Consider the following 25,130-nt stretch of genomic DNA (forward strand, 5'->3'; position numbering starts at 1 on the left):
TCATGCTTACGCAATATCTTGCACAAGCAACCGGGCTCTCAACCCTGGAGATTGAGAGAATCGCCCGTTCAGCGCCCCGTCGCTATAAAGATTACATGATTCCGAAAGCGAATGGAGGACATCGCCTTATCTCACATCCCGCGCGAGAGGTTAAGGCACTCCAACGCGCATTAGTTGAATGGCTGTCCGATAAATTTCCAGTTCATCATTGTGCCACTGCGTATAAGAAGGGAGGCTCTATCGCATTAAACGCCGATCAGCATGCCCAAAATGGGCCGATAATGAAAATGGACTTTAGAAATTTTTTCCCTTCAATCAAGAGTCACGACTGGATAAAGTTTATTACAGAGAATAATTTTCCGTTGAACGAATTTGATCGAGAATTGACTAGAACTATTTTGTTCCACAAGCGACCAAGCATGCCAGACCTACGCCTTGCAATCGGCGCGCCTTCATCTCCATTTATTTCGAATATAATGATGTATGACTTTGACTGTTACGTTCATGACAAAACGAAGGCGGAGAAAATTACATATACACGCTATGCCGATGATTTAACCTTTTCTTCTGCGCGCGCCTGGAATCTTCGTGACGTAGAGCCAATCATCAAGAAGGCAGTCAGGGATCATGCCTTCTCAAAACTCGAAATAAACAACGAAAAAACGAGGGTAGTTACCACCAAATTCCGGCGCATCGTTACGGGAGTAACGCTTGCCAATCAGGGTCACATTTCAGTCGGCCGGAACGCTAAACGTGAACTACGTGCCATAATGAGTCGACTTTCCTTGAGGCAGACACCCAAACAAAATCCATCTCAGATCGTAGGTATTTTGGGGTTCTTAGGCTCCATTGAGCCCAAATACCTTCAGTCTCTTAAAGAAAAATACGGAAAAGACACGTTCGACTTCTTATACAGTTTAGCTGGCGACTTGCGCACAGATAACAGGCAAGGGCAAGCGGATGCTGCGACCGAAGACTAACGGCGCAACGGATGGCTCCCAAAACTCGGGCCTAGGGCCTTGCGGCCCTGGGTAGCGCGGCGCGGAGCCGCGCGTCCCTCAGCCCCCCAAAGCCGCCTTCACGGCCGGCCCGGCCTTGGCCATGTCCAGGCTCGCCGCGTGCTTCGCCTTCAGCGCGGCCATGACCTTGCCCATCTCCTTGATGCTGGTGGCCCCCGTCTCGGCCACGGCGGCGGCGACGGCGGCGGCGAGTGCGGCGTCATCCATCTGCTGCGGCAGGAAGCTTTCGATCACCTTGATCTCGGCCTCTTCCTTGGCGGCGAGCTCCTCACGGTTGCCCTGGCGGTAGAGTTCCACGGCTTCGCGGCGGGATTTGGCCATGCCGCGGAGCATGTTGATGATGGCGGGCTCCTCCAGGGGCGGGCCGGGGCGGGCGGCGATGTCCATGTCCTTCAGCTTGGCCGTGATCATGCGCAGCGTGCCGGTGGTGGCGGCATCCTTGGCGAGCATGGCGGTTTTCAATTCGGCGGTGAAACGGCTACGAAGGTCCATGGCGTCATTCCTTACAGGGGCAGTCGGGAGTGTTTTTCCCAGGCGCGGGGCTCACGCCTTGCCTTGGGAAGTCATTTCCCACATATGATAGCCCATGCGCTCCGTGGAAGACATCCTTGCCCTGATGGGGGGCGCCGAGGCCGCCGCCGCCCAATGCCAGGTGGGCACCGAGGCCATTCGCAAATGGCGGCAGGCCAAATCCATCCCGGCCAAGCACTGGCCGGCGGTGCTGGCCGCCACCGGCCTCACCCTCTCCGACCTGACCAGCACAGCCCCCAATGGCGCGGCCCCCAACGCCCAGGAAACGACCATGCCCGACCAAGCTCCCGAAGGTGCCACCGCCGTCCTCGTGCTGGATGATGGTAGCGTGCATTGGGGCCGCGGCTTCGGCGCGCATGGCACCCAGGTGGCCGAGATCTGCTTCAACACCGGCCTGACGGGCTATCAGGAGACGCTGACCGACCCCTCCTATGCCGGGCAGATCATCAACTTCACCTTCCCGCATATCGGCATCGTCGGCACCAATGCCGAGGATATGGAGGCGGCGACCCCCGTCGCCCGCGGCCTGATCGTCAAGCAGGACGTGACGGAGCCCGCGAATTACCGCGCCACGCTGCATCTGCGGGACTGGCTGAAGCGACATGGCGTGCCGGGCATCAGCGGGCTGGATACGCGGGCGCTGACGGCGCGCATCCGCGATGGCGGCGCGCCCAATGGCGTGATCAGCTTCCCGGCCGATGGCCGCTTCGACATCCCGGCCCTGCTGGCCCAGGCCAAGGCCTGGCCAGGGCTGGAGGGGATGGACCTGGCGAAGGAAGTGACGGCCCGCCAAGCCTATCACTGGGACGAGACGCGCTGGTCCTGGGGCAAGGGCTTCGGCAAGCAGGCGGCGCCCAAGCATCGCGTGGTGGCGCTGGATTTCGGCGCCAAGCGCAACATCCTGCGCTGCCTGGCCGATGCCGGCTGCGACGTGACGGTGCTGCCGGCGACGGCCACGGCCGAGGACATCCTGCGCGAGAAGCCGGATGGCGTGTTTCTCTCCAACGGCCCGGGCGACCCGGCGGCGACGGGCGCCTATGCCGTGCCCGCCATCCAGGGCGTGCTGGCGGCTGAGGTCCCGGTGTTCGGCATCTGCCTGGGGCATCAGCTGCTGGCGCTGGCCTTGGGCGCCAAGACCTACAAGCTCGATCGCGGGCATCGCGGGGCGAACCAGCCGGTGCAGGACCTCTCGACCGGCAAGGTCGAGATCACCAGCCAGAATCACGGCTTCGCGGTGGACCCGAAGACCCTGCCCGAGGGCGTGGTGGTCACGCATATCAGCCTCTTCGACGGCACGAATGAGGGCATCGCGGCACCCGCGAAGCGCGCCTTCTCGGTGCAGTATCACCCCGAGGCCTCGCCGGGCCCGTCGGACAGCCACTACCTGTTCCATCGCTTTGTGGAGATGATGGACACGGCGAAAGCCTGAACAGGGAAAGGGAAACGCGGCATGTTCGATCTCACGGGGCGCGTGGCGCTCGTCACCGGCGGCAATGGCGGCATCGGGCTCGGCTTTGCCCGCGGCCTGGCCAAGGCGGGCGCGAGCGTGGTGCTGGCGGGGCGCGACGCGGCCAAGAGCGCCGCCGCGCTGGAAGAGCTGCGCGCGCTGGGTGCGAAGGCCGAGGCGGTGAGCGTGGACGTGACCGACCCTGACTCCATCAAGGCGATGGTGGCGGCGGCGGCCGGGTTCTTCGGGCGGCTCGACATCCTGGTGAACAATGCCGGCACCAATATCCGCTCGCGCCCCGAGGAGACCTCGCTGGCCGATTGGCACACGGTGCTGAACACGAATCTCACCAGCACGATGTTCGCGGCGCAGGCGGCCTATCCGCATCTCAAGGCGGGCGGCGTGGGACGCATCATCAACAACGGCTCCATGCTCTCCATCTTCGGGATGCCGCTGCACGCGGCCTATTCCTCGTCCAAGGGCGCGGTGGTGCAGCTGACCAAGACGCTGGCGACGGCCTGGGCGAAGGATGGCATCACGGTGAATTGCGTGCTGCCGGGCTGGATCGACACCGCGCTGACGCGCGGCGCGCGGCGGGACATGCCGACGCTGGATGAGAATGTCCGCACCCGCGCGCCGGCCGGCCGCTGGGGCACGCCCGAGGATTTCGAGGGCATCGCGGCCTTCTATGCGAGTGACGCAGCGGCCTACATCACCGGCACCTCCATCGCCGTGGATGGCGGCTACTCCATTCAGGGATGAGGACGTGGCGCTGCCGGAATTCATGCAGATCGAGGCGCCTCCCTTCGCGCCGCGTCGCACCCTCTCCCTGCTGGAGACGGAGCAATTCCTGCTGCTCGCCACCTATCACCTCTGGCGCGACGATGTCTGGCCGATTGATGGCGAGGCGCTGGACAAGCTGCGCGGCGCCTTCTCGCCGCACCCCGTGCGCGACCAGAACAAGCAGTTCGGCATGAACGTGCTGGAGATGGCGCTGGAGCGGATGAGCACGGGTGGCCTGATCGAGATCCGCAAGCGCGGCATCGTGCCCACGACGCGCGCGATCGAGGAGCTGGAGCGCGCCATCGCCGAGACGAGGAAGAGCGCCGAAGACATGCTGCGCAAGATCCTGGAGGACTAGATGCCCTCCCTCGAAACGCTCCTGGTCTTCGCCGCGCTCTCCTTCGGCCTGGTGCTCACGCCCGGGCCGAACATGCTCTACCTCGTCAGCCGCTCCCTGGCGCAGGGGACGCGCGCGGGCATGGTTTCGCTGGCCGGCTGCCAGGCGGGCTCGCTGCTCATCATGCTGTGTGCCGCGGCGGGCATCACGGCGGCGCTGTTTGCCATTCCCTATGCCTGGGATGCGCTGCGCATCGGCGGCGCGATCTACCTGGCATGGCTCGCCTGGCAATGCGTGCGGCCCGGCGCCACGCCGCTGTTTGCGCCGCGCGCCATGCCGCCCGAGCCCGATGCACGCCTCTTCGCGGTCGGCTTCGCCACCGCCGCGCTGAACCCCAAGGTGGCGCTGTTCTATGTGGCCGTGCTGCCGCCCTTTCTCGACCCCGCGCTGGGCAACCTCTTTCTCCAGGGCATCATCCTGGGCGCGGTGCAGATCGTCATCGCCATCGTCTTCGACGGCATCCTCGTCTGGGGTGCGGCGGGCACGGCACGCTTCCTCGGCACGCGGCCCGCCTGGCTCGCCGTGCAGCGCTATGTGCTGGGGGCGGCGCTGGCGCTGATCGCGGCGAAGCTCGCCTTCGGCGAGGGATTCTCGGGGAGTGCGGCGCGTGGCTGAGATGCTCGTCACCCTGCTCGTCGTGCTGATGCTGCTGGCCGGCTGCACGCTCGTCGCCATCATCGCCACCACCGCCTTCGGCCGGATGCTGCCGCGGCTGGAGCAGGCGCTCGGCCTCTCCATGCTGCTGATGGGCGTGCTGCTCTACCTGGTGTTTCCCGGCACCGGGGCGCTCTACGTCGTCGGCCTCGTCGCACTCTCGCATGCCATCGCGGGGGGCTTGATCTGGTATCGCAAGAAGGTGTTCGGGCGATGAACGGCTTCGTCTTCGCCCTCTTCGCGCTGGGCTATTCCGGCGGCGTGCTCTTCTGGCTGGCGCATGCGCTGAAGAAGATGTTCCCGCCGATGCGCGCGGCACTCACCGCCTTCGCCATCTCCGTCACGGTGCATGGCGTGACGATGTTCTTCCTGGAACCGCAGCATGTGTTGGCCGCACTCGGCTTCTGGGGCGTGCCGCATCTGATCCTGCTGCCGGCGCTGCTTTATTCCGCGTGGCGTGAATCCAAGGGGGTGCGAAGCTGATGGAACAGATCCTCATCATCGTGCAGGGGCTGGTCTATTCGGGCCTCGTCGTCACGCTGCTCGCCAATCGCCTCTCGCAGGGCAAGCCGGGCGTGATCCCGATCCTGGCCGCCGCCGGCTCCCTCATCCTGCTGCACGGGCTGCTGACCTTCCTGGTGCCCGATGCCTGGCGCACCACCTGGTTCGTCTTCTGGGTGCCGGGCCACATCATCACGCCGATCATCCTGATCTGGCGCCGTCGCGCCGCCAAAGACTGAGCTTCACCGGTCGCCACCGGCCTTTCCTTCCCTCTGAGGTCCCCCATGCCCAAGCGCACAGACATCTCCTCGATCCTCATCATCGGCGCCGGCCCCATCGTCATCGGCCAGGCCTGTGAGTTCGACTATTCCGGGGCGCAGGCCTGCAAGGCGCTCCGCGCCGAGGGCTATCGCGTCATCCTGGTGAATTCCAACCCGGCCACGATCATGACCGATCCGGGCCTGGCGGATGCCACCTATATCGAGCCCATCACGCCCGAGATCGTCGAGAAGATCATCGCGAAGGAGCGCCCGGATGCGCTGCTGCCCACCATGGGCGGGCAGACCGCGCTGAACACGGCGCTGAAGCTCGACGCCGCCGGCGTGCTGACCAAATACGGCTGCGAGCTGATCGGCGCGAAGGCCGAGGTCATCGACAAGGCGGAGGACCGCCAGAAGTTCCGCGATGCGATGAGCAAGATCGGCATCGAAAGCCCGCGCAGCGCCATCGCGCACACGATGGACGAGGCCTGGGCCGGCCTCGCGGAAGTGGGCCTGCCCTGCGTCATCCGGCCGAGCTTCACGCTGGGCGGCACGGGCGGCGGGATTGCCTATAACCGCGAGGAGTTCGAGCAGATCGTCTCCGCCGGCCTCGCCGCCTCGATGACGAGCGAGGTGCTGGTCGAGGAGAGCGTGCTGGGCTGGAAGGAATACGAGATGGAAGTCGTTCGCGACCGCGCGGACAACTGCATCATCGTCTGCTCCATCGAGAACCTGGACGCGATGGGCGTGCACACGGGCGACAGCGTGACCATCGCCCCCGCGCTGACGCTGACCGACAAGGAATACCAGCGCATGCGCGATGCGAGCATCGCCTGCCTGCGCGAGATCGGCGTGGATACCGGCGGCTCCAACGTGCAGTTCGGCATCAACCCGAAGGATGGCCGCATGGTGGTCATCGAGATGAACCCGCGCGTCAGCCGCTCCTCCGCGCTCGCCTCCAAGGCGACGGGTTTCCCGATCGCGAAGATCGCCGCCAAGCTCGCCGTCGGCTACACGCTGGATGAGCTGAAGAACGACATCACCATGGTGACGCCGGCCAGCTTCGAGCCGACCATCGACTATGTGGTGGTGAAGATTCCCCGCTTCACCTTCGAGAAATTCCCCGGCACGCCCGCCACGCTCACCACCAGCATGAAGTCGGTGGGCGAGGCAATGGCCATCGGCCGCAGCTTCGCCGAAGCCCTGCAGAAGGGCCTGCGCAGCCTGGAGACCGGCCTCTCCGGCCTGGATGAACAGGCGCCGCCGGGCGATGGCTCGCGCGAGGCGTTCCACGCCTCGCTCGCGACCCCGCGGCCGGACCGCGTGTTGACCGTGGCCCAGGCGCTGCGCGCCGGCGTGCCGGTGGAGGAGATCCACGCCGCCTGCCAGTTCGACCCCTGGTTCATCCGCGAGATCGAGCGCATCGTGCTGGCCGAGCAGCGCGTGAAGGCCGAGGGCCTGCCGAAGAGCGCGCAGGCCATGCGCAACCTCAAGGCGCTCGGCTTTTCCGACAAGCAGCTCGCCAAGCTGACCGGCCAGGCGGAGAGCGCGGTGACGGCGGCGCGCGAGGCGCTGGGCGTCACGCCGGTCTACAAGCGCATCGACACCTGCGCCGCCGAATTCGCGGCCGACACGCCCTACATGTACTCCACCTATGAGGGCGGCTTCGGCACGCCGGTCTGCGAATCCCGCCCCACGGCGCGCGACAAGGTGGTGATCCTGGGCGGCGGGCCGAACCGCATCGGCCAGGGCATCGAGTTCGACTATTGCTGCGTCCATGCCTGCTACGCGCTGAAGGAAGCGGGCATCGAGACCATCATGGTCAACTGCAACCCCGAGACCGTCTCGACCGACCCCGAGACGGCCGACCGCCTCTATTTCGAGCCGCTGACGCCTGAGGATGTGATCGCCCTGATCCGGCGCGAGCAGGAGGGCGGCCGCCTGCTCGGCTGTATCGTGCAATATGGCGGGCAGACGCCGCTGAAGCTCAGCCAGGCGCTGGACAAGGCCGGCATCCCCATCCTCGGCACCAGCGCGGAGGCCATCGACATCGCGGAGGATCGCGAGCGCTTCCAGCAGATGCTGAAGGGCCTGGGCCTGCAGCAGCCGCAGAACGGCATCGCCCGCAACCTGGAGGAAGCGGCGGCCGAGGCCCAGCGCATCGGCTATCCCGTCGTCGTCCGCCCCTCCTATGTGCTGGGCGGCCGCGCCATGGAGATCGCCTACAACGCGGAGCAGCTGCAGCGCTTCGGCGCCGAGGCGGTGCGCGTCTCGGGCGAAAATCCCATCCTCATTGACCAGTACCTGGCGGACGCCATCGAGGTGGATGTGGACTGCATCGCGGACAGCGACGGCGAAGTCTATGTCGCCGGCGTGATGGAACACATCGAGGAGGCGGGCATCCATTCGGGGGACAGCGCCTGCTCGCTGCCGCCCTATTCGTTGCCGCCGGCCATCATCACGGAGCTCAAGGCGCAGACCCAGGCCATGGCGCGCGCGCTCAAGGTGCGCGGGCTGATGAACGTGCAATATGCGGTGAAGGATGGCGAGATCTACGTGCTGGAGGTGAACCCGCGCGCCAGCCGCACCGTGCCCTTCGTGGCCAAGGCCACGGGTGTCGCCGTCGCCAAGATCGGCGCGCGCGTGATGGCCGGTGCGAAGCTCGCCGAGTTCAGCCTGGATGACGACGCGGTGGCCAAGCATGTGGCGGTGAAGGAGGCGGTCTTCCCCTTCAACCGCTTCCCCGGCGTGGATGTGCTGCTCGGCCCCGAGATGAAGTCCACCGGCGAGGTGATGGGCCTCGACACCAGCTTCGAGCGCGCCTTCCTCAAGTCGCAGATGGGCGCCGGCGTGAAGCTGCCCGAGGGCGGCACCGCCTTCATCTCGGTGCGCGAGGGCGACAAGGCGGCCTCCGTCGGCATCGCGCGGCGCCTCTCGGAAATGGGCTTCCGCGTGATGGCGACGCGCGGCACGGCGGCGCGGCTGCGCGAGGCCGGGATCGAGGTCACGGTGGTGAACAAGGTGCTGGAAGGCCGCCCGCATTGCGTGGACGCGATCAAGTCCGGCGAGATCCAGCTGGTGATCAACACCTCGGGCGGCGGGCGCAGCGTGTCGGACAGCTTCGACATCCGTCGCTCGGCGCTGACGCAAGGCGTTCCGCACTACACCACCATCGCCGGCGCCCGGGCGGCGGCGGGGGCCATCGCGGCGCTTCGCGCGGGAACCCTTGATGTAGCGCCCCTGCAATCCTACTCTATCACGTCGTTCTGAAGTCCGACTCCCTGAGGGAGAGGCGATTTTCCGCCTCCTCCCTCCCCCTGTCCCACCGGCCTGCCATCCAACGAGCCTGCCGGGGAGAGGGGTATCGCCGTGAAGGAAGATACCGCCGTGCAGAAGTTCCCGATGACCGCCGAGGGGCTGGCCAAGCTGGAAGAGGAACTGAAGCAGTTGAAGTCCGTCGAACGCCCCGCGATCATCGTGGCGATCGCGGAAGCGCGCGCGCATGGCGACCTTTCGGAGAACGCCGAGTATCACGCGGCGCGCGAGCGGCAATCCTTCATCGAGGGCCGCCTCGCGGAGCTCGAGGCGATCATCCCCTCGGTCGAGGTGATCGACGTCAGCAAGATGACGGGCACGCAGGTGCGCTTCGGCGCGCGCGTCACCATCATCGACGAGGAGACCGAGAAGGAGACGACCTATCGCATCGTCGGCCAGTATGAGGCCGACATGAAGACCGGTTCGATCTCGCTTTCCTCGCCGCTCGCCAAGGCGCTGATGGGCAAGAAGGTGGGCGACAGCGTGGAGGTGCCCGCGCCAGGCGGCGCGCGTGCCGTCGAGATCACCGCCGTCGCGTTCAACTGATCCCGTGACCCTTTCCATCGCCGATATCCGCGCCGCGGCCGAGCGGGTGCGCGGGCGCATCGTCCGCACGCCGAGCATCGAGAGCCCGGCCGTCACGCAGGCCTGCGGCACCCGGGTCTCCCTGAAGCTCGACAACCTCCAGGCCACGGGCGCCTTCAAGGAACGCGGGGCGGCCAATCGCCTCTCCCTGCTGACCGCGCGCGAGCGCGAGGCCGGCGTCATCGCCATGTCGGCCGGCAACCATGCGCAGGCCGTGGCCCGCCACGCGACGCTGCTGGGCATCGCGTCCACCATCGTCATGCCGCGCTTCACGCCCTCCACGAAGGTGGCGCGCACCGAGGGCTTCGGCGCGCGCGTGGTGCTGCACGGCGACACCCTGGCCGAGGCCGCGGCCCATGCGCATCACCTCGCGCGGACGGAGGGTCTCACCTTCATCCATCCCTATGATGATCCGGCCGTCATCGCCGGCCAGGGCACCCTGGCGCTGGAGATGCTGGAAGACGTGCCCGACATCGATGCGCTGATCTTTCCCACCGGCGGCGGCGGCATGGTGACGGGCTGTGCCGTCGCGGCGCGCGCGCTGCGGCCGGGCATGCCGGTCTTCGGCGTGGAGGTCGAGGGTTATCAGGCCATGCGCCAGCGCCTGGCTGGCCAGCCGGTGCAGGTGGGCGGCCCCACGGTCGCCGAGGGCATCGCCGTGCGCGATGTCGGCAGCCTGCCGCTGGAGATGCTGAAGCGCCTCGGCGTGGAGATCCTCGTCGTCCCCGAGCACGCGGTGGAGCAGGCGATCGCGCTGCTGGCCGAGGGCGCCAAGGTGGTGGCCGAGGGCGCCGGTGCGGCGGGTGTTGCTGCGCTGCTGACCCACCCTGATCGCTTCGCGGGGCTGCATGTCGGCACCGTCGTCTGTGGCGGCAACATCGACTCGCGCGCGCTGTCCAACGTGCTGCTGCGGCAGTTGCTGCGCGATGGGCGCATCCTGCGTCTCACCTTCGACATCCCTGACCGTCCCGGCATGCTGGCGCAGATCGCCGCGCGGATTTCCGAGATCGGCGGCAATGTGATCGAGGTGCAGCACCAGCAATTGTTCGGCGCCCCCACGGTGCAGAGCACCGAGCTGCATCTGATGATCGAAGTGCGTGACCGCGCCCAGGGCGAAGCCATGATCGCCGCCCTCGAAGCCGGCGACTTCGGCGTCCGCCGCACCTAGACCGCGCTGCGTTCACATGCGTTCACTTCGCGCGGCCTAGGATTTTTCTGAGAGGATGATTCAGCGTTTCGGCGAGTCCGCCTCAACGCATCATGCTCCAGCGGTTTCCAAAGGCCACGGCCTTTGGTGGGGTCCAAGGGGCAAAGCCCCTTGTCTTCACTTCAAGAAATCCGGCTCGATCAGCCGCGGCAGCAGCAGCGCCATATCCGGCCACAGGATCAGCAGCGCCAGCACGCCCAGCATGGGCAGCAGCATGATCATCACATCCTTCAGCGCATCGATGACGCGCATCTCCGCCACCGCGCAGGTGATGAGGAGACACAGCCCGTAAGGCGGCGTCACCAGCCCGAAAGCGAGCGAGACGATGCCGATCATCGCGAAATGCACCGGATGCAGCCCCGCGGCCTCGGCGATGGGCTGCAGGATGGCGCCCACGATGATGATGGCCGGGATCGCATCCAGGAAGCAGCCCACCACCAGGAAGACGCCCGCGATGAAGAAGCCGGTCATCGCCGGTCCCATCTGCCAGGCGCCGACGCCGGCCATCAGCGCCTCGGGGATCTTGTAGAAGGCGAGCAGCCAGCCGAAGGCACTCGCCGTGCCCACGCAGAAGAGTGCCACGGCCGAGAGCTTGCCCGTCTCGCTCAGCGCATTCCACAAGCCGCGCATATCCATCTCGCGATAGACGATGATGGAGAGGAACCCCGCATAGAGGACCGCGATGCAGGCGCTCTCCGTCGCGGTGAACCAGCCGAAGATCTTGCCGCCGATGATGATGAAGGGCGTCAGCAGCGCCGGGATCGAGACGAGGAAGGAGGCGAAGATCTCGTTGATCGTCGAGCGCGGATAGGTCGGGTAGCCGCGCATCTTCGCATAGGCATGCACCGTCCCCATCTGCGCGAGGCCGATGAGCAGCCCGGGCAGCACGCCCGCCAGGAACAGCGCGCCGATCGAGACGGTCAGCACCCCGCCCCAGACGATCATCAGGATCGAGGGCGGGATGATCACCGCCAGCACGGCCGAGACGGCGGTGATCGCGACGGAGAAGCTGTCGTCATACCCCTCCTTGCGCTGCGCCTCGATGAAGAGCTTGGCCTGGCTCGCCGCATCCGCGGTGGAGCTGCCCGAGATGCCGGCGAAGAAGATGGAGAGCACCACATTCACCTGCGCGAGGCCGCCCGGGAAATGCCCCACCAGGGCGCGGGAGAAGCGCACCAGGCGATCGGTGATGCCGCCGATGTTCATCAGGTTCGCCGTGAGCAGGAAGAAGGGCACGGCGAGCAGGATGAAGCTGTTATAGGCGTTGAAGGTCTCCTGCAGCAGCAGCATGGGCCAGAGCCGCTCCTCGATCAGCAGGATGGGCAGGCAGGCGAGGCCGATGGCCACCGCGACGGGAACGCGCAGCGCCAGCATGCCGAAGAAGCCGCCGAAGAGGATCCAGGCCGCCTGCGCGGAAGACAGCGTGCTCGCCCCCATCAGCCGCGCCCCCGCAGCACCTGGATGCTGTCGTACATGTGCTCACCGGTGAAGAGCAGCCAGGAGAAACCCGCGATGGGCCAGGCGACATGGATGGTCCAGAGCGGCAGTTCCGCCAGCTCGCTGATGCGGAACCAGGCGAAATCGGTGAACTCGATCCCCCACCAGAGAAAGACGAAGCCGAAGACGAGCATGAAGAGATTGGCGATGATATCGAGCACCGCCTTGAACTTGCCCGTCGCCGATGGGAAGAAATCCACGATGAAGTGGCTCCCTTCCCGCACGCCGATCATGGCCCCCAGCATGATCATCCAGACGAGGAGGAAGCGCGCCGCCTCCTCCGTCCAGATGTAGCGCGGGATGAATTCGGTGAAGCGCGCGAAGATCTGCAGCGTCACCGGCACGATGAGGATGACGACGGTGAGCACCACCAGCACATCGAGGAAGCGACTGTAGAGGAAGGTGGCGCGGCGGAAGGCGCCGCGCGGCTGGTGGTGCGCCATCGGCTCAGCTGTTCAGCGCGTTGATGCGGGCAAAGATGTTCTCCGCCTCGATCTCCCGCGCATAGGCCGCCATCACCGGCGCCACGGCGGCGAGCATCGCCGCGCGGTCGGCGAAGGGGATGCGGCGCAGGCGGCCTTCCCCTTCCAGGCGCGCCAGCGTCTGCCCGTCCTCGGTGCTTTCGGTCTGCCGGCCGAAGACGCCGGCCTCGCGCCCCGCGCGGCGCACCGCCTCCTGCACCTCGCGCGGCAGGCGCGCGAAGGTCTGGCCCGAGAAGCAGATGGGGCGCACCGTGATCGCGTGCTGCGTCATGGCGAGGTTGGGCGCCACCTCGAAGAAGCGCATGGCCAGCACGCCCGCCGCCTCATTCTCCCCCGCCTCGAGCACATTGTTCTGGATGGCGTTGTAGACCTCGTTATAGGCGATCACCTGCGGCGCCATGCCGGCCGCCTGGAAGGTGCGGTTCCAGATCGGCGCGCCCTGCACGCGCACGCGAAGCCCGCGCATCTCCGCCATGTTCGAGACCGGCTTGTTCGCGAAGATGTTGCGCACGCCCCCGCCCGCATAGCCGATGAGCATGACGCGCGCGCGCCGCTCCACCTCCTGCGCCACGGGCGAGAGCAGGTCCTGGTCCATCACCTGGTTCCAATGCGCCAGGTCGCGGAACAGGAAGGGCGCGTCGATGAAGGGTGCGGCCCGGCTGAAGGTGGACATGTGCGCGGGCGAGACGATGCCGTAATCCACCGCGCGCCCGGCCGACATGTATTCGAAATACTGCTTCTCGAGGCCGAGGCTGCTGTTGCGGTGCAGGACGAAGTTGATCGGCCGGTTGGCGTATTGCTTCACCAGCTCCTCGAAGCGCAGCAGCGTGCGGTTGAAGACGTGGTCATCATTGAACTGCACGGCGCCGTTCAGCGTGATGGGCGCTTGCGCCCGCACGACAGTGGGGGCGGCGAGCAGGCCAGCGGCAGCGCCGCCCAGAAGCGTTCTGCGATGCATATGCGGATCCTCCCTGTGGTTCCGTCTCACGGCGGGTTTCCCGCTCGCGAGGGGAAGCCTATGCCTTGGGAAGGTCCATTGGGAAGGGTCCGATTTCCGGCCGCCCGGGCCTAGAACGGAACCCCGACGGCGTTCTTCGCCGTGCGGATCGTCTGCAGCGTCTGCACCCGCAGCACGTTCTGCGCGCTCGTCAGCCGTGCCGTCAGCGCGTTCTCGTGCGCCGTGTCCCGCGCCACGAGGCGCAGCAGGAAATCGCCCCCGCCGCGGATCATGTGGCATTCGCGCACCTCCGGCCAGGCGATGACCTCGGCCTCGAAGGCGTCCAGCACCACCTGCTTCTGGCTCTCCAGCCCCACGATGGCGAAGAAGGTGACCTCGAATCCGAGCGCCGCGGGCTCCACATCGGCGTGGTAGCCGCGCAGCACCCCCGCCTCCTCCAGCCGGCGCACCCGGCGCAGGCAGGGCGGCGCGGAGAGGCCCACCCGGCTCGCCAGCTCCACATTCGTGATCCGCCCGTCCGATTGCAGCTCGGCCAGGATCCGGAGGTCGATCGCGTCCAGGTCAGCCGTGCCGACGGGCGTTGTTTCGTTGCTACGGGGTGCCATGCGGCGCAATATCCTTGCGGATGCTGCGAAGTGCAACCCACTCCCTTGTTCCGCATGCCAAGATGGGCAGATATGCGTCCCACACACGCCCGTCTCCGGAATCGCCCGTGACCGCCACCACCCCCACCCGCCTCCTGATCATCGGCGCCGGCCCGGCCGGCTACACCGCCGCGATCTATGCGGCCCGCGCCGGCCTCAAGCCCATCCTCGTCGCCGGCATGCAGCCGGGCGGCCAGCTGACCATCACCACGGAGGTGGAGAACTATCCGGGCTTCGCCGAGGCCGTCCAAGGCCCCTGGCTGATGGAGCAGATGCGCGCCCAGGCCGAACATGTCGGCACCGAGCTGAAATACGACCTCGTCACCAAGGTGGACCTCTCCCGCCGCCCCTTCCGCGCGGAATGCGACAGCGGCGAGGTCTACATGGCGGATTCCATCATCATCGCCACCGGCGCCCAGGCCCGCTGGCTCGGCATCCCTGGCGAGCAGGCGCTGTCCGGCTTCGGCGTCTCCGCCTGCGCGACCTGCGACGGCTTCTTCTTCCGCGGCAAGGATGTGGCGGTCATCGGCGGCGGCAATTCGGCCGTCGAGGAAGCCCTCTACCTCGCCAACCTCGCGCGCCACGTCACCCTCATCCACCGCCGCGACAGCCTGCGCGCCGAGCGCATCCTGCAGCAGCGCCTCTTCGCCAAGGAGAATGTCACCATCCTCTGGGACATGGTGACCGAGGAGATGCTGGGGACCGACGGCCCCCGCCCCGTGGCCCGCGGCCTGGCGCTCCGCCACGCCCGCACCGGCGAGCGGCGCGAACTCCCGGTGGACGGCATTTTCGTGGCGATCGGCCATGACCCGGCGACGAGCCTCTTCCGCGGCCAGCTCGCCATGGATGAAGGAGGCTATCTGATGGTGACACCAGGCGGCACCCGCACCAGCGTGGAGGGCGTCTTCGCGGCGGGCGACGTGGCGGACAAGGTCTATCGCCAGGCGGTGACGGCCGCCGGCACCGGCTGCATGGCGGCGCTGGACGCCGAGAAATTCCTCGCCGCCCAGGAAGCGGCTCATGACAAGGCCGCCGCGTGATGCCGCTCGACTGGGACAAGCTGCGCGTCTTCCACGCCGTCGCCGAAGCCGGCTCCTTCACCCATGCGGGTGAAACCCTGGCGCTGAGCCAATCCGCCGTCTCGCGCCAGATCCAGGCGCTGGAGGATGCGCTCTCCGTGCCGCTCTTCCACCGCCACGCGCGCGGGCTGATCCTCACCGAATCGGGCGAGACGCTGAACCGCACCGTGCGCGAGGTCTTCGCCAAGCTCGCCATGACCGAGGCGCTGCTGACGGAAGGCCGCGAACGCCCGGCCGGGCGGCTGAAGATCACCACCACCACCGGCTTCGGCGGCTCCTGGCTCGCCCCCCGCCTGCACCGCTTCCTGGAGATGTATCCGGAGATCAACGTCTCCGTGATCCTGGACGATGCGGACCTCGACCTCGCCATGCGCGAGGCCGACGTCGCCATCCGCATGCACCCGCCCCGCCAGCCGGACCTGATCCAGCGCCATGTGGCGAGCTTCGGCTGGCGCATCGTGGGCAGCCCGGACTACCTGAAACGCCACGGCATCCCGCAGCGGCCGGAGGACCTGGACGCCCACAGGCTCATCGTCTGGGGCGACTACCGGCCGCCCGTGGAGGAGATCAACTGGCTGGCCGAAGTCGGGCGCAAGCCGGGCCAGGGCCGGCGCGGGACGCTGGAGGTGAACAGCCTGACCGGCATGCTGCGCGCCGTGCAATCGGGCATGGGCCTGGCCGCCATGCCCGACTATGTGGGCCCGGAACTGGAAGGCCTGCTGACGGTGCTGCCCGAGCTGAAGGCGCCCAAGATCAACGCCTATTTCGTCTATCCGGAGGAAATGCGCGCCTCCAAGCGCGTCTCGGTCTTCCGCGACTTCCTCGTGGCGGAACTGGCCGGCGCCAACAGCTGAGCCGGGCGCGCGGACCGCGCCGCGCGCCACATCACGCCATGCACGGTTTCGGACAAATCCCGCGCCCGGCGAAAGCCGGGGGCGCGAGGGCTTGGCCGCGGGCAAGCCCAGCTCGTTGGCCGGGTGGGTCGTGACGCCCGGCACCCGGCTTCGGCACCGGCTGAACATGCCCTGCCGCGATGCCAAAACCGCCCCATAGAGGCCCTTTCCGGACGTCTGGGTGGGGCCGGCAGAGGGGAAACGAGAGCGCATGCCGTCACTATAGGAAAATATACCAGATAAGCGCCAGGAAAAAAGGCCTCCGGCGGCCGAGGGGCTTGCCCCTCGGAACCCGATTCCATCACCCTGGGAGGCGACGGGAAGGCCACTCGCCCGTCCGGGGAGCACGTGATGACAGACGCCGCGCAACGCCCGCGCCCACATCATGACGGCTGAGCAACGCGGCGTGGCCCTCGGCATGGCCACGGCCATGCTCGTCGCGGTGGCCGGCCTCAGCCTGGCCGCCCTGCTCGGAGGCAGCTCGCTGGGATCGGCCCCGTCCGTCGAGCTGCGGCTGGCCGTGCTGGCGTCCTCCGCCCTGGCGCCCGCCGCCGCCTTGATCTTCTGCATTGCCCGGCTGGCGCGGCACCGCTTCATCACACCGGAGGATATCCAGGGCAGCGGCCTGACCGAGGGCTCCGCGCGCGCCAGGCTGCTGCAGAACACGCTGGAGCAATCCGCGCTGGCCTGGCCGGTCTATCTCGCCGGCGCCGTGCTGCTGCCGGGCGCGCTTCTCGCCCTGGTCCCGGCCGCCGCTGCGATGTTCCTGATCGGCCGCGTGCTGTTTTTCGCGGGCTATGCCGGCGGGGCGCATGCGCGGGCCTTCGGCTTCGCCCTCACCTTCTACCCGACGGTCCTGCTGGCCGCGATCCCGATCGGGATCGCGATCATCCACCTCATCGCCTGACGGAAAGGCGATGCCCCCAACACCCGGGGTCCGGGGCCTCTCGGCCCCGGCGGGTCCAGGGCAGCGCCATGGAACTCCCCCTTACTTCCGCAGTTTCTCCGCGATCTGCACCGCGTTCAGCGCCGCCCCCTTCAGCAGCTGGTCGCCGCAGAGGAAGAAGTCCAGCCCGCGATCGCCGAACACCGGGTTCGCGCGGATGCGCCCCGCTTCCACGTCATCCTGCCCCGTGGCCGTGATCGGCATGGGGTAGCGCTGGGCCGCGGGCTCATCCACCACCCGCACGCCCGGCGCGCGGGAGAGCACCTCGCGCGCCGCTTCCGGTGTGATGGGGCGTTCCGTCTCGATGGTCACGGCTTCCGCATGCACGCGATAGGTCGGGATGCGAACGGCGGTGCAGGAGATCAGAAGATCGGGCATGCCCATGATCTTCCGGCTCTCCCAGGCCACCTTCATCTCCTCGCGCGTGTAGCCGTTCGGCTGGAAGGTATCGATCTGCGGGATGACGTTGAACGCCAGCGGATGGGCAAACACGTCATGCTGCGCGGGCTGGCCTTCCACCAGCACGCGCCGCGTCTCGCGCTCCAGCTCGGCCATGCCCTCGGCGCCAGCGCCCGAGGCCGCCTGGTAGGTCGAGACGATGACGCGCTTCAGCCCGAAGGCCTGGCGCAGCGGCTCGAGCGCCACGACGAGGATGGCCGTCGTGCAGTTCGGGTTGGCGATGAGGCGATGCGCGCCGATGGCACCTTCGTTCACCTCGGGCACCACCAGCGGCACATCGGCCTCGAGGCGCAGCGCGGAGGAATTGTCCACTACGGCCACGCCATCGGCGGCCAGCGCGCGCGCATGCGCCTTGGCGAAATCGCCCGAGACGGCGAGCAGCGCGAGATCGAGGTTGCGGGCGCCGTCCGGGCTATAGGCCTCGATCGCGACGTCGCCCCAGGGCGTGGTCTGTTTGGTGCCGGCGCTGCGCGTGGAGGCGAAGAGGCGCAGCTCGCTCACGGGGAATTTCCGGCGGGCGAGCACCGCCACCAGTTCCTTGCCGACCGCGCCCGTGGCACCGATCACGCCCACACGCATCACACACTTCTCCAGGTTGAAAACGGGTTCGTGTAGCGCAGGCGGCGGCGCGGGGAAACCGCGCTCAGCGCAGGGCAGATCAGACCGGCTGGAGGCGCGTGAGGCGCGAGGGATTGATCTCGGCCAGCAGCACGCTGCCATCCGGATGCAGCGCGATGCCATGCGCCCCGTTCAGCACCGCCCGCGCGCGCCCCACCAGGGCGCCCGTGCGGGAGAAGACGGAAAGCCGCGGCACCTGGTCCGTCACCCACCAGTTCCCCTCGGAATCCGAGCCGATATCCATGGGCTTATGCACGTCGGTGATGTCGCGCAGGAAGGTGCCGTCGGGCGTGAAGATCTGCACGCGGCTGTTGTCGCGGTCCGCCACCGCGATCTCGCCAAAGGCGTTCATCCAGACGGCGTGCGGCGTGCAGAACTGGCCGGGGCCGCGGCCGGGCTCGCCCCAGCCGCCATCGGGCGTGCCGTCCGGCTTGAAGCGATGGATGCGCGACGCCGCATAGCCATCCGCCACGAAGGCGGTGCCGTCCGGCGCGAAGCAGATGTCGCAGGGGCTGTTGAAGGGCTCGCACGGCCCATGCCGGCGGCCCAGCGCGCCCAGGCGCTCACCCTCCGCATCGAAGCGGATGATCTCATGTGCGTCGCGGTCCACCACATGCACGCTGCCATCGGGTGCCGCGCAGAGCATGTGCCCATCCGCCACGCGCTCCCCCCAGGAATCCAGGCGCCGCCCCTCGGCGTCGAGCACGATGACGGTGTGGATCGCCGGGTCCACATAGGGGTCGGCGCGCAGCAGCACGTAGATCAGCCCCGCCGCATCCACCGTCACGTCGCTTACGCGGCCCGCGCCGTCCGGCACGGCGCCCCAGGGGCGTTGGATCCGGTAGCGCTGCGCGCCGAGCGTGACGAAGAGTTCCATGCGGTGAAGCTTGCCATGCGCGCGGCGTGGCGGCCAAGCTTCACGCCACATGATTCGACACCAAAGAGCGATCGGCGCCGCATCCCTCGACGTGGCGGCGCACGGCCTTGTCCGCCTGGCCCAGGCCTCGCCGCTGCGCATCCTCTTCCCGACGCCCGAGCCGGGGGCGGCGCTGGAGGCGGCCTTCGTGAATGTCGCGGGCGGGCTCGCGGGCGGGGATTCCATCACCTCGGGCATCACGCTCCTGCCCGGCGCGCGCGCCCAGATCACGACGCCGGCCGCCGAGAAGATCTATCGCAGCCTGGGCGACGCGTCGGCCATCACCACGCGCATCGAGGTCGCCGAGGGCGCCGTCCTGGAATTCCTCCCGCAGGAGGCCATCCTCTTCGACGGCGCGGTCCTGACGCGCGCCATGGACGCCCGCGTCGCCCCCGGCGGCACGCTGCTCGCCGCCGAGGCCGTGGTCTTGGGCCGCATCGCCCGCGGCGAGGTCTGGCACCACGGCGCCCTGCACGACCGCTGGCGCCTCTCCCAGGGCGAGCGGCTGATCTGGGCCGACGCCATGCGCCTCGACGCCGCGCGGCGCGATGCCCCATTCGGCCTGGATGGCGCGGATTCCCTGGGCATGATCCTGCTGCTGGCGGAAGACGCCGCCCGCCACCGGGAACTGGCGCGCGACCTCACCGATGGCGCGGCCTCACTCGTCCGCCCCGGGCTCCTGCTGCTGCGTTTCCTCGGCACGGCCGGTGCGGTGCGTGGCGCCATGGCGGCCGCCATCCCGGCACTGCGCGCGGCGGCCCTCGGCCTGCCGCCCGTTCTTCCAAGATTGTGGACGTGCTGAGCCAAGCCGTTCCATGATGCTGCAATGCACCTGACCCCTCGCGAAAAAGACAAGCTCCTCATCGCCATGGCCGCCCAGGTGGCGCGCCGCAGGCTGGAGCGCGGCGTGAAGCTCAACCACCCCGAGGCCATCGCGCTGATCACCGATTTCGTCGTGGAAGGCGCGCGCGACGGCCGTTCCGTGGCCGACCTCATGGCCGCCGGCGGCGAGGTCATCACGCGCGCCCAGGTGATGGAAGGCGTCGCCGAGATGATCCACGACATCCAGGTGGAAGCCACCTTCCCCGACGGCACCAAGCTCGTCACCGTCCACAACCCCATCCGTTGATGCTGGGCCGATTCACCCTCCGCGCCGCAGCGGCGCTTCGGGACCGGACCAGGGAGGCACTTCGATGATCCCAGGTGAAGTGATCTGCGCGCCCGGCGAGATCGAGCTGAACGCCGGCCAGGAGGTCACCGAGCTGGAGGTGGCGAACACCGGCGACCGGCCGATCCAGGTCGGCAGCCACTACCACTTCTTCGAGACCAACCCCGCGCTGCAATTCGACCGCGCCGCCGCGCGCGGCAAGCGCCTCGACATCGCCGCCGGCACCGCCGTGCGCTTCGAGCCAGGCCAGTCCCGCACCATCCGCCTCGTGCCGCTGCGCGGCGGCCGCGTGGTGCATGGCTTCCGCGGCGACATTGAAGGAAAGCTCTGATGCAGGACGTGATGACACGACTGGGCCTGTCCCATCGCCCGGGCATCGGGGATGTCCCGCGCATCGTCTCCAGGCTGCTCGGCCTGCCCGCCACCGCGCCCGCGCGCCCCACGCCCAAGGGGCTGCTCACGGCACCCGGCCTCGGTGCCGCGCCGCCGCGCGAAGTGAAGCGCAGCCTGCTGATCGCCCTCGGCCTGCAGCCGCATCCGGCGGATCGCGGCAAGCCGCTCGGCCTCATCTCCGGCTTCGGGCCGCGCCCGGTGGGCATTGACCTGCGCACGCCGCGCGGCCTGCTGGTGGCGCCGGGGCTGAAGCCCTCGCCGCTGCACAATGCGGCGCCGGACGGGTGGCTGGCCGCCTTCGGCCTGCATCCACGCGGCGTCACGCCCAACCGCTTCCGCGCGGCACTCGGCCTCGGCCCGGCCGTCCCGGCGCAGCGCGGCCTCTTCATCGTCCCAGGACCTGCGCCCCGTGGCCCCGGGCCCGCCTTGCCGCGCGGCATCCTCGTCCGCCTCGGGATCGTGCCGGCCTCGGCCCGCTTCATCGGCGGGCGCGCGCCGCTGGTGATCCGCGACCTTGCTCCCTCCCGGCTCACCCGGCCCGCCTGGCTGGCGCCGCCGCCCGCCGCCGTCGAAGCCGTCCGCAAGCTCGGCGAGCGCCTGCCCGTGGCCGATCTCCGCCGGAAGCTCAACGAACGCGTCGCGGCGATCGACACCAGCAGGCCCCGGCAATGGCTCGGCACCGCGCGCGATCGCCTCGCCGCGCTGAGGAACCGCTGATGGCCCGCCTCACCCGCAACGCCTATGCCGGCATGTATGGCCCCACGGTGGGCGACCGCGTGCGCCTGGCCGATACCGAGCTCTTCATCGAGGTCGAGCGTGACCTCACCACCTATGGCGAGGAGGTGAAGTTCGGCGGCGGCAAGGTGATCCGCGACGGCATGGGGCAATCCCAGGTCACGCGCGAACAGGGTGCCGCCGACACCGTCATCACCAATGCCCTCATCCTCGACCATTGGGGCGTGGTGAAGGCCGATGTGGCGCTGCGCGACGGGCGCATCCATGCCATCGGCAAGGCCGGCAATCCGGACACGCAGCCCGGCGTGGACATCGTGATCGGCCCGGGCACGGAGATCATCGCGGGCGAGGGCAAGATCCTCACCGCCGGCGGCATTGACGCGCATATTCATTTCATCTGCCCGCAGCAGATCGAGGAGGCGCTGGCCTCCGGCGTCACCACCATGTTCGGCGGCGGCACCGGCCCCGCCCATGGCACGCTCGCCACCACCTGCACGCCCGGGCCTTGGCATTTGGCCCGCATGATTCAGGCGGCCGAGGGCTTCCCGATGAATCTCGGCTTCCTCGGCAAGGGCAATGCCGCCCGCCCCGAGGGCCTGGAGGAGATGATCCGCGCCGGCGCGGCCGGCATGAAGCTGCATGAGGATTGGGGCACCACGCCGGCGGCCATCCGCAACTGCCTCGCCGTCGCCGACAAGTATGACGTGCAGGTCGCCATCCACACCGACACGCTGAACGAGAGCGGCTTCGTCGCCGACACCATCGCCGCCTTCGAGGGCCGCACCATCCATGCGTTCCACGTGGAAGGCGCGGGCGGCGGCCATGCGCCGGATATCCTGAAGCTGCTGGGCGAGAGGAACGTGCTGCCCAGCTCCACCAACCCCACCATGCCCTATACGGTGAACACGGTGGATGAGCATCTCGACATGCTCATGGTCTGCCATCACCTCGATCCGCGCATCGCGGAGGACGTGGCCTTTGCCGAAAGCCGCATCCGGCGCGAGACCATCGCGGCGGAGGACATCCTGCACGACCTCGGCGCCATCTCCATGATGTCGAGCGACAGCCAGGCCATGGGCCGCGTGGGCGAGGTGATCATCCGCACCTGGCAGACCGCCCACAAGATGAAGGTCCAGCGCGGCCGCCTGCCCGGCGCGACGGGCGAGAACGACAATCTCCGCGCGCGGCGCTACATCGCGAAATACACGATCAACCCCGCCATCGCGCAGGGCATCGCCGCGCATGTCGGCAGCGTCGAGGTCGGCAAGCTCGCGGACCTCGTGCTCTGGAACCCGGCCTTTTTCGGCGTGAAGCCGGAGATGGTGCTGAAATGCGGCACCATCGCCATGGCGCCGATGGGCGACCCCAACGCCTCCATCCCCACGCCGCAGCCGGTGCATTACCGCCCCATGTTCGGCGCCTATGGCCGCGCCGCGCTCTTCACCAGCGTGACCTTCACCTCGCAGGCCGCGCTGGATGGCGGCCTGGCGAAATCCCTCGGCCTCACGCGCCCGCTGCTGCCCGTCGCCAACACGCGCGGCGGCATCTCGAAGAAGAGCATGGTGCTGAACGACGCCACCCCCGTGATGGAGGTGGATGCCGAAACCTACGAGGTGCGCGCCGATGGCGAATTGCTGATCTGCGAGCCCGCGAAGGTGCTGCCCATGGCGCAGCGCTACTTCCTGTTCTGAGAGAACACCCGATGCACGACATCCTCCCCCGCGCGACGCGCGTCGCACCCCCCGGCAGCTTCACCGCCGATGCCGAGGTGCGCCTCGATTTCGATGACCGCTACCGCCGGCGCAAGCGCTATGAGACGGCGGGCGGCATCCCCTTCGTGCTCGACCTCGCGGAAGCCCAGGTGCTGCGCGAGGGCGATGGCCTGATCCTCGATGATGGCCGCGTCATCCTGGTCCGCGCCGCGGAGGAGCCGCTGGTGGAAATCCGCGCGCACAACGCGGCCGAGATGATCCGCCTCGCTTGGCATCTCGGCAACCGGCACCTCCCGGCCGAACTGCAGGAACACCGCATCCTGATCCGCGAGGACCATGTCATCGAGCAGATGCTGCGCGGCCTCGGCGCCCATCTCCAGAAGGTGCGCGCCCCCTTCAACCCCGAGGGCGGCGCCTATGGCGAGCACAACCGCTCCTCGCACCAGCACCATCATGGCCATGACCACGGCCACCACCACCACCACGGCGATGGTCACCACCATCACCACCATGATGACAACGGGCACCACCACCATCCCGGTGACTGACGCAGACCTTTTCCGCCTGATGGCCTGGACCTCGCCCGCCTATCCGGTGGGCGGCTTCAGCTACAGCCACGGCATCGAGATGGCGGTGGAGGAAGGCCGGCTGAAGCGCCAGGCCGATCTCGTCGCCTATATCGCCGCCGTGCTGCGCCAGGGTGCGGGGCGGGTGGATGCGGTGCTCTTCGCGCAGGCCCATCGCGCCGCTGGCCGCGATCGCCCTGAGCTTCTTGGCGAAGGGCGTGAATCGCCGGCCCAGAGTGATGCGGCCCTCGACGAGATCGCCGAACTCGCCTTCGCCTGGCGCGGCACGGCCGAGACCGCGCTGGAATCCACCCAGCAGGGCGGCAGCTTCGCCAGCGTCACCGTCACCTGCTGGCCCGACGCACGCTTCGCCACCTTCGCCCAGCGGCATCGCGGCCGCCTCTCCCACGCCGTCGCCTTCGGCGCCGCCGCCGGCATGGCCGGCATGCCGCTCCGCCCCGCCCTCTTCGCCTTCCTGCAGGGCTTCTGCGCCAATCTCGTCTCGGCCGGCGTGCGCCTCATCCCGCTCGGCCAGACCGACGGGCAGATCGCGACCGCCGCGCTTCTCCCCATCATCTCCGAATGCGCCGATGCGGCGCTCATCACCCCGCTGGACGAACTCGGCACGGCGTCCCCGCTGCTCGACATGCTCTCCATGCGTCACGAAACCCAATACACGAGGCTCTTCAGATCATGAGCAATGGACCCTTCCGCGTCGGCGTCGGCGGCCCTGTCGGTTCGGGCAAGACGGCGCTGGTCGAGCGCCTCTGCCGCCTGCTGCGCCAGACGCACGACATCGCCGCCATCACCAATGACATCTACACCAAGGAAGACGCCGAATTCCTGACGCGCGCCGGCGCGCTCGACGCCGACCGCATCATGGGTGTCGAGACCGGCGGCTGCCCCCACACCGCGATCCGCGAGGATGCCTCGATCAACCTCGCCGCGGTGGATGACATGTCCGCGCGCTTCCCGAATCTCGAAGTGCTCTTCATCGAGAGCGGCGGCGACAACCTGGCCGCGACCTTCAGTCCCGAGCTGGCGGACCTCACCATCTACGTCATCGATGTGAGCGCGGGCGACAAGATCCCGCGCAAGGGCGGCCCCGGCATCACGCGCTCCGACATCCTGGTGATCAACAAGATCGACCTCGCCCCGCTGGTCGGCGCCGACCTCTCCGTGATGGATCGCGACGCGCGCCGCATGCGCGGGCAGCGGCCCTTCATCTTCAGCAATCTGAAGATCGACAAGGGTGTGGCCGAGATCGCGGATTTCATCCTGGAGCAGGGCGGGCTGGCCACGCGCGAATCCCGCCAACTGGTGGGGTCTGGGGCCTGAGGCCCCAGCCGCCGGAGGCCCTTTTTG

Annotated in this window: 29 protein-coding genes; 22 read left to right on the forward strand and 7 right to left on the reverse strand. The window is 68.1% G+C overall.

Features of this window, described 5'->3' with window-relative positions:
* Positions 1 to 2: 2 nt before the first annotated feature.
* Positions 3 to 980 carry a retron St85 family RNA-directed DNA polymerase gene (locus KTR66_RS11680; protein ID WP_213612781.1) on the forward strand — a complete coding sequence of 326 codons (978 nt, stop codon included), beginning with the start codon at positions 3 to 5 and terminating at the stop codon, positions 978 to 980.
* A 78-nt stretch (positions 981 to 1,058) separates the two neighbouring features.
* Here the strand turns inward: KTR66_RS11680 and KTR66_RS11685 are convergent, their stop codons facing one another.
* Positions 1,059 to 1,511: a GatB/YqeY domain-containing protein gene (locus KTR66_RS11685; protein WP_213612782.1), complete on the reverse strand. Its 453-nt coding sequence runs from the start codon at positions 1,509 to 1,511 to the stop codon at positions 1,059 to 1,061.
* A gap of 94 nt (positions 1,512 to 1,605) precedes the next feature.
* Between KTR66_RS11685 and carA the strand changes: the two genes are divergently transcribed.
* The 10 genes from carA to KTR66_RS11735 all read left to right on the forward strand — a co-directional run bounded on the left by carA (position 1,606) and on the right by KTR66_RS11735 (position 10,660).
* On the forward strand, positions 1,606 to 2,979 hold the full coding sequence (gene carA / locus KTR66_RS11690) for a glutamine-hydrolyzing carbamoyl-phosphate synthase small subunit (protein WP_213612783.1): 1,374 nt from the start codon (positions 1,606 to 1,608) through the stop codon (positions 2,977 to 2,979).
* A 21-nt stretch (positions 2,980 to 3,000) separates the two neighbouring features.
* Positions 3,001 to 3,759, forward strand: a complete 759-nt coding sequence (locus KTR66_RS11695; protein WP_213612784.1) for an SDR family NAD(P)-dependent oxidoreductase — start codon at positions 3,001 to 3,003, stop codon at positions 3,757 to 3,759.
* Positions 3,760 to 3,763: 4 nt separating this feature from the next.
* Complete coding sequence (locus tag KTR66_RS11700; RefSeq protein WP_213612785.1) at positions 3,764 to 4,138, forward strand: hypothetical protein; 375 nt, start codon at positions 3,764 to 3,766, stop codon at positions 4,136 to 4,138.
* A complete protein-coding gene (locus KTR66_RS11705; RefSeq protein ID WP_213612786.1) occupies positions 4,139 to 4,792 on the forward strand; it encodes a LysE family translocator in 654 nt (217 codons plus the stop codon). It begins immediately after the preceding gene.
* Entirely contained in the window at positions 4,785 to 5,048 is a 264-nt protein-coding gene (locus KTR66_RS11710) for a hypothetical protein (protein ID WP_213612787.1), read from the forward strand. Before KTR66_RS11705 ends, KTR66_RS11710 begins: the two co-directional genes overlap by 8 nt.
* Positions 5,045 to 5,314, forward strand: coding sequence for a hypothetical protein (locus tag KTR66_RS11715; protein ID WP_213612788.1), 270 nt, complete (start codon positions 5,045 to 5,047; stop codon positions 5,312 to 5,314). The genes KTR66_RS11710 and KTR66_RS11715 overlap by 4 nt, the downstream gene beginning before the upstream one ends.
* On the forward strand, positions 5,314 to 5,571 hold the full coding sequence (locus KTR66_RS11720; RefSeq protein ID WP_213612789.1) for a hypothetical protein: 258 nt from the start codon (positions 5,314 to 5,316) through the stop codon (positions 5,569 to 5,571). The genes KTR66_RS11715 and KTR66_RS11720 overlap by 1 nt, the downstream gene beginning before the upstream one ends.
* A 45-nt stretch (positions 5,572 to 5,616) precedes the next feature.
* On the forward strand, positions 5,617 to 8,862 hold the full coding sequence (gene carB / locus KTR66_RS11725) for a carbamoyl-phosphate synthase large subunit (protein ID WP_213612790.1): 3,246 nt from the start codon (positions 5,617 to 5,619) through the stop codon (positions 8,860 to 8,862).
* A 117-nt stretch (positions 8,863 to 8,979) separates the two neighbouring features.
* On the forward strand, positions 8,980 to 9,453 hold the full coding sequence (gene greA, locus KTR66_RS11730; RefSeq protein WP_213612936.1) for a transcription elongation factor GreA: 474 nt from the start codon (positions 8,980 to 8,982) through the stop codon (positions 9,451 to 9,453).
* A 4-nt stretch (positions 9,454 to 9,457) separates the two neighbouring features.
* Positions 9,458 to 10,660, forward strand: coding sequence for a threonine ammonia-lyase (locus KTR66_RS11735; RefSeq protein ID WP_213612791.1), 1,203 nt, complete (start codon positions 9,458 to 9,460; stop codon positions 10,658 to 10,660).
* Positions 10,661 to 10,816: 156 nt separating this feature from the next.
* Here KTR66_RS11735 and KTR66_RS11740 read toward each other — a convergent pair whose 3' ends face one another.
* The 4 genes from KTR66_RS11740 to KTR66_RS11755 all read right to left on the reverse strand — a co-directional run bounded on the left by KTR66_RS11740 (position 10,817) and on the right by KTR66_RS11755 (position 14,241).
* On the reverse strand, positions 10,817 to 12,136 hold the full coding sequence (locus KTR66_RS11740) for a TRAP transporter large permease (RefSeq protein WP_213612792.1): 1,320 nt from the start codon (positions 12,134 to 12,136) through the stop codon (positions 10,817 to 10,819).
* Positions 12,136 to 12,639: a TRAP transporter small permease gene (locus KTR66_RS11745; protein WP_213612793.1), complete on the reverse strand. Its 504-nt coding sequence runs from the start codon at positions 12,637 to 12,639 to the stop codon at positions 12,136 to 12,138. Before KTR66_RS11745 ends, KTR66_RS11740 begins: the two co-directional genes overlap by 1 nt.
* A gap of 4 nt (positions 12,640 to 12,643) precedes the next feature.
* Entirely contained in the window at positions 12,644 to 13,636 is a 993-nt protein-coding gene (locus tag KTR66_RS11750; protein ID WP_213612794.1) for a TRAP transporter substrate-binding protein, read from the reverse strand.
* A 110-nt stretch (positions 13,637 to 13,746) separates the two neighbouring features.
* The gene (locus tag KTR66_RS11755) at positions 13,747 to 14,241 is read right to left on the reverse strand and encodes an Lrp/AsnC family transcriptional regulator (RefSeq protein WP_213612795.1); all 495 of its coding nucleotides are present in this window, start codon (positions 14,239 to 14,241) and stop codon (positions 13,747 to 13,749) included.
* Positions 14,242 to 14,348: 107 nt separating this feature from the next.
* On the opposite strand from KTR66_RS11755, the gene trxB reads away from it, so the two are divergent.
* The 3 genes from trxB (at position 14,349) to KTR66_RS11770 (ending at position 17,159) form a co-directional block, all read left to right on the forward strand.
* Positions 14,349 to 15,320: a thioredoxin-disulfide reductase gene (gene trxB, locus KTR66_RS11760; RefSeq protein ID WP_371819106.1), complete on the forward strand. Its 972-nt coding sequence runs from the start codon at positions 14,349 to 14,351 to the stop codon at positions 15,318 to 15,320.
* Entirely contained in the window at positions 15,320 to 16,213 is an 894-nt protein-coding gene (locus KTR66_RS11765) for a LysR family transcriptional regulator (RefSeq protein ID WP_213612937.1), read from the forward strand. The genes trxB and KTR66_RS11765 overlap by 1 nt, the downstream gene beginning before the upstream one ends.
* 424 nt (positions 16,214 to 16,637) lie before the next feature.
* Complete coding sequence (locus tag KTR66_RS11770; RefSeq protein WP_213612797.1) at positions 16,638 to 17,159, forward strand: MAPEG family protein; 522 nt, start codon at positions 16,638 to 16,640, stop codon at positions 17,157 to 17,159.
* A gap of 81 nt (positions 17,160 to 17,240) precedes the next feature.
* On the opposite strand, the gene KTR66_RS11775 is transcribed toward KTR66_RS11770, so the two are convergent.
* Together KTR66_RS11775 and KTR66_RS11780 are read right to left on the reverse strand one after the other, a co-directional pair.
* A complete protein-coding gene (locus KTR66_RS11775; RefSeq protein ID WP_213612798.1) occupies positions 17,241 to 18,236 on the reverse strand; it encodes an aspartate-semialdehyde dehydrogenase in 996 nt (331 codons plus the stop codon).
* A 79-nt stretch (positions 18,237 to 18,315) separates the two neighbouring features.
* Positions 18,316 to 19,152: a peptidase gene (locus KTR66_RS11780; protein ID WP_213612799.1), complete on the reverse strand. Its 837-nt coding sequence runs from the start codon at positions 19,150 to 19,152 to the stop codon at positions 18,316 to 18,318.
* 49 nt (positions 19,153 to 19,201) lie between these two features.
* On the opposite strand from KTR66_RS11780, the gene KTR66_RS11785 reads away from it, so the two are divergent.
* From KTR66_RS11785 to ureG, 8 genes are all read left to right on the forward strand, one after another.
* Positions 19,202 to 19,993 carry an urease accessory protein UreD gene (locus KTR66_RS11785; RefSeq protein WP_213612800.1) on the forward strand — a complete coding sequence of 264 codons (792 nt, stop codon included), beginning with the start codon at positions 19,202 to 19,204 and terminating at the stop codon, positions 19,991 to 19,993.
* Between the two features lie 24 nt (positions 19,994 to 20,017).
* Positions 20,018 to 20,320, forward strand: a complete 303-nt coding sequence (locus KTR66_RS11790) for an urease subunit gamma (protein WP_213612801.1) — start codon at positions 20,018 to 20,020, stop codon at positions 20,318 to 20,320.
* A gap of 64 nt (positions 20,321 to 20,384) precedes the next feature.
* Entirely contained in the window at positions 20,385 to 20,690 is a 306-nt protein-coding gene (locus KTR66_RS11795; protein WP_213612802.1) for an urease subunit beta, read from the forward strand.
* A complete protein-coding gene (locus KTR66_RS11800) occupies positions 20,690 to 21,469 on the forward strand; it encodes a hypothetical protein (RefSeq protein ID WP_213612803.1) in 780 nt (259 codons plus the stop codon). Before KTR66_RS11795 ends, KTR66_RS11800 begins: the two co-directional genes overlap by 1 nt.
* Positions 21,469 to 23,178, forward strand: a complete 1,710-nt coding sequence (gene ureC, locus KTR66_RS11805) for an urease subunit alpha (RefSeq protein ID WP_213612804.1) — start codon at positions 21,469 to 21,471, stop codon at positions 23,176 to 23,178. Before KTR66_RS11800 ends, ureC begins: the two co-directional genes overlap by 1 nt.
* 11 nt (positions 23,179 to 23,189) lie before the next feature.
* Positions 23,190 to 23,747, forward strand: a complete 558-nt coding sequence (locus tag KTR66_RS11810; RefSeq protein ID WP_213612805.1) for an urease accessory protein UreE — start codon at positions 23,190 to 23,192, stop codon at positions 23,745 to 23,747.
* Positions 23,659 to 24,462: an urease accessory protein UreF gene (locus KTR66_RS11815; protein ID WP_249732056.1), complete on the forward strand. Its 804-nt coding sequence runs from the start codon at positions 23,659 to 23,661 to the stop codon at positions 24,460 to 24,462. Before KTR66_RS11810 ends, KTR66_RS11815 begins: the two co-directional genes overlap by 89 nt.
* Complete coding sequence (ureG, locus tag KTR66_RS11820; RefSeq protein WP_213612806.1) at positions 24,459 to 25,103, forward strand: urease accessory protein UreG; 645 nt, start codon at positions 24,459 to 24,461, stop codon at positions 25,101 to 25,103. Before KTR66_RS11815 ends, ureG begins: the two co-directional genes overlap by 4 nt.
* The last annotated feature ends 27 nt before the right edge of the window (positions 25,104 to 25,130 follow it).

Source organism: Roseococcus sp. SDR (genome assembly GCF_019083995.1).
Lineage (GTDB): Bacteria > Pseudomonadota > Alphaproteobacteria > Acetobacterales > Acetobacteraceae > Roseococcus.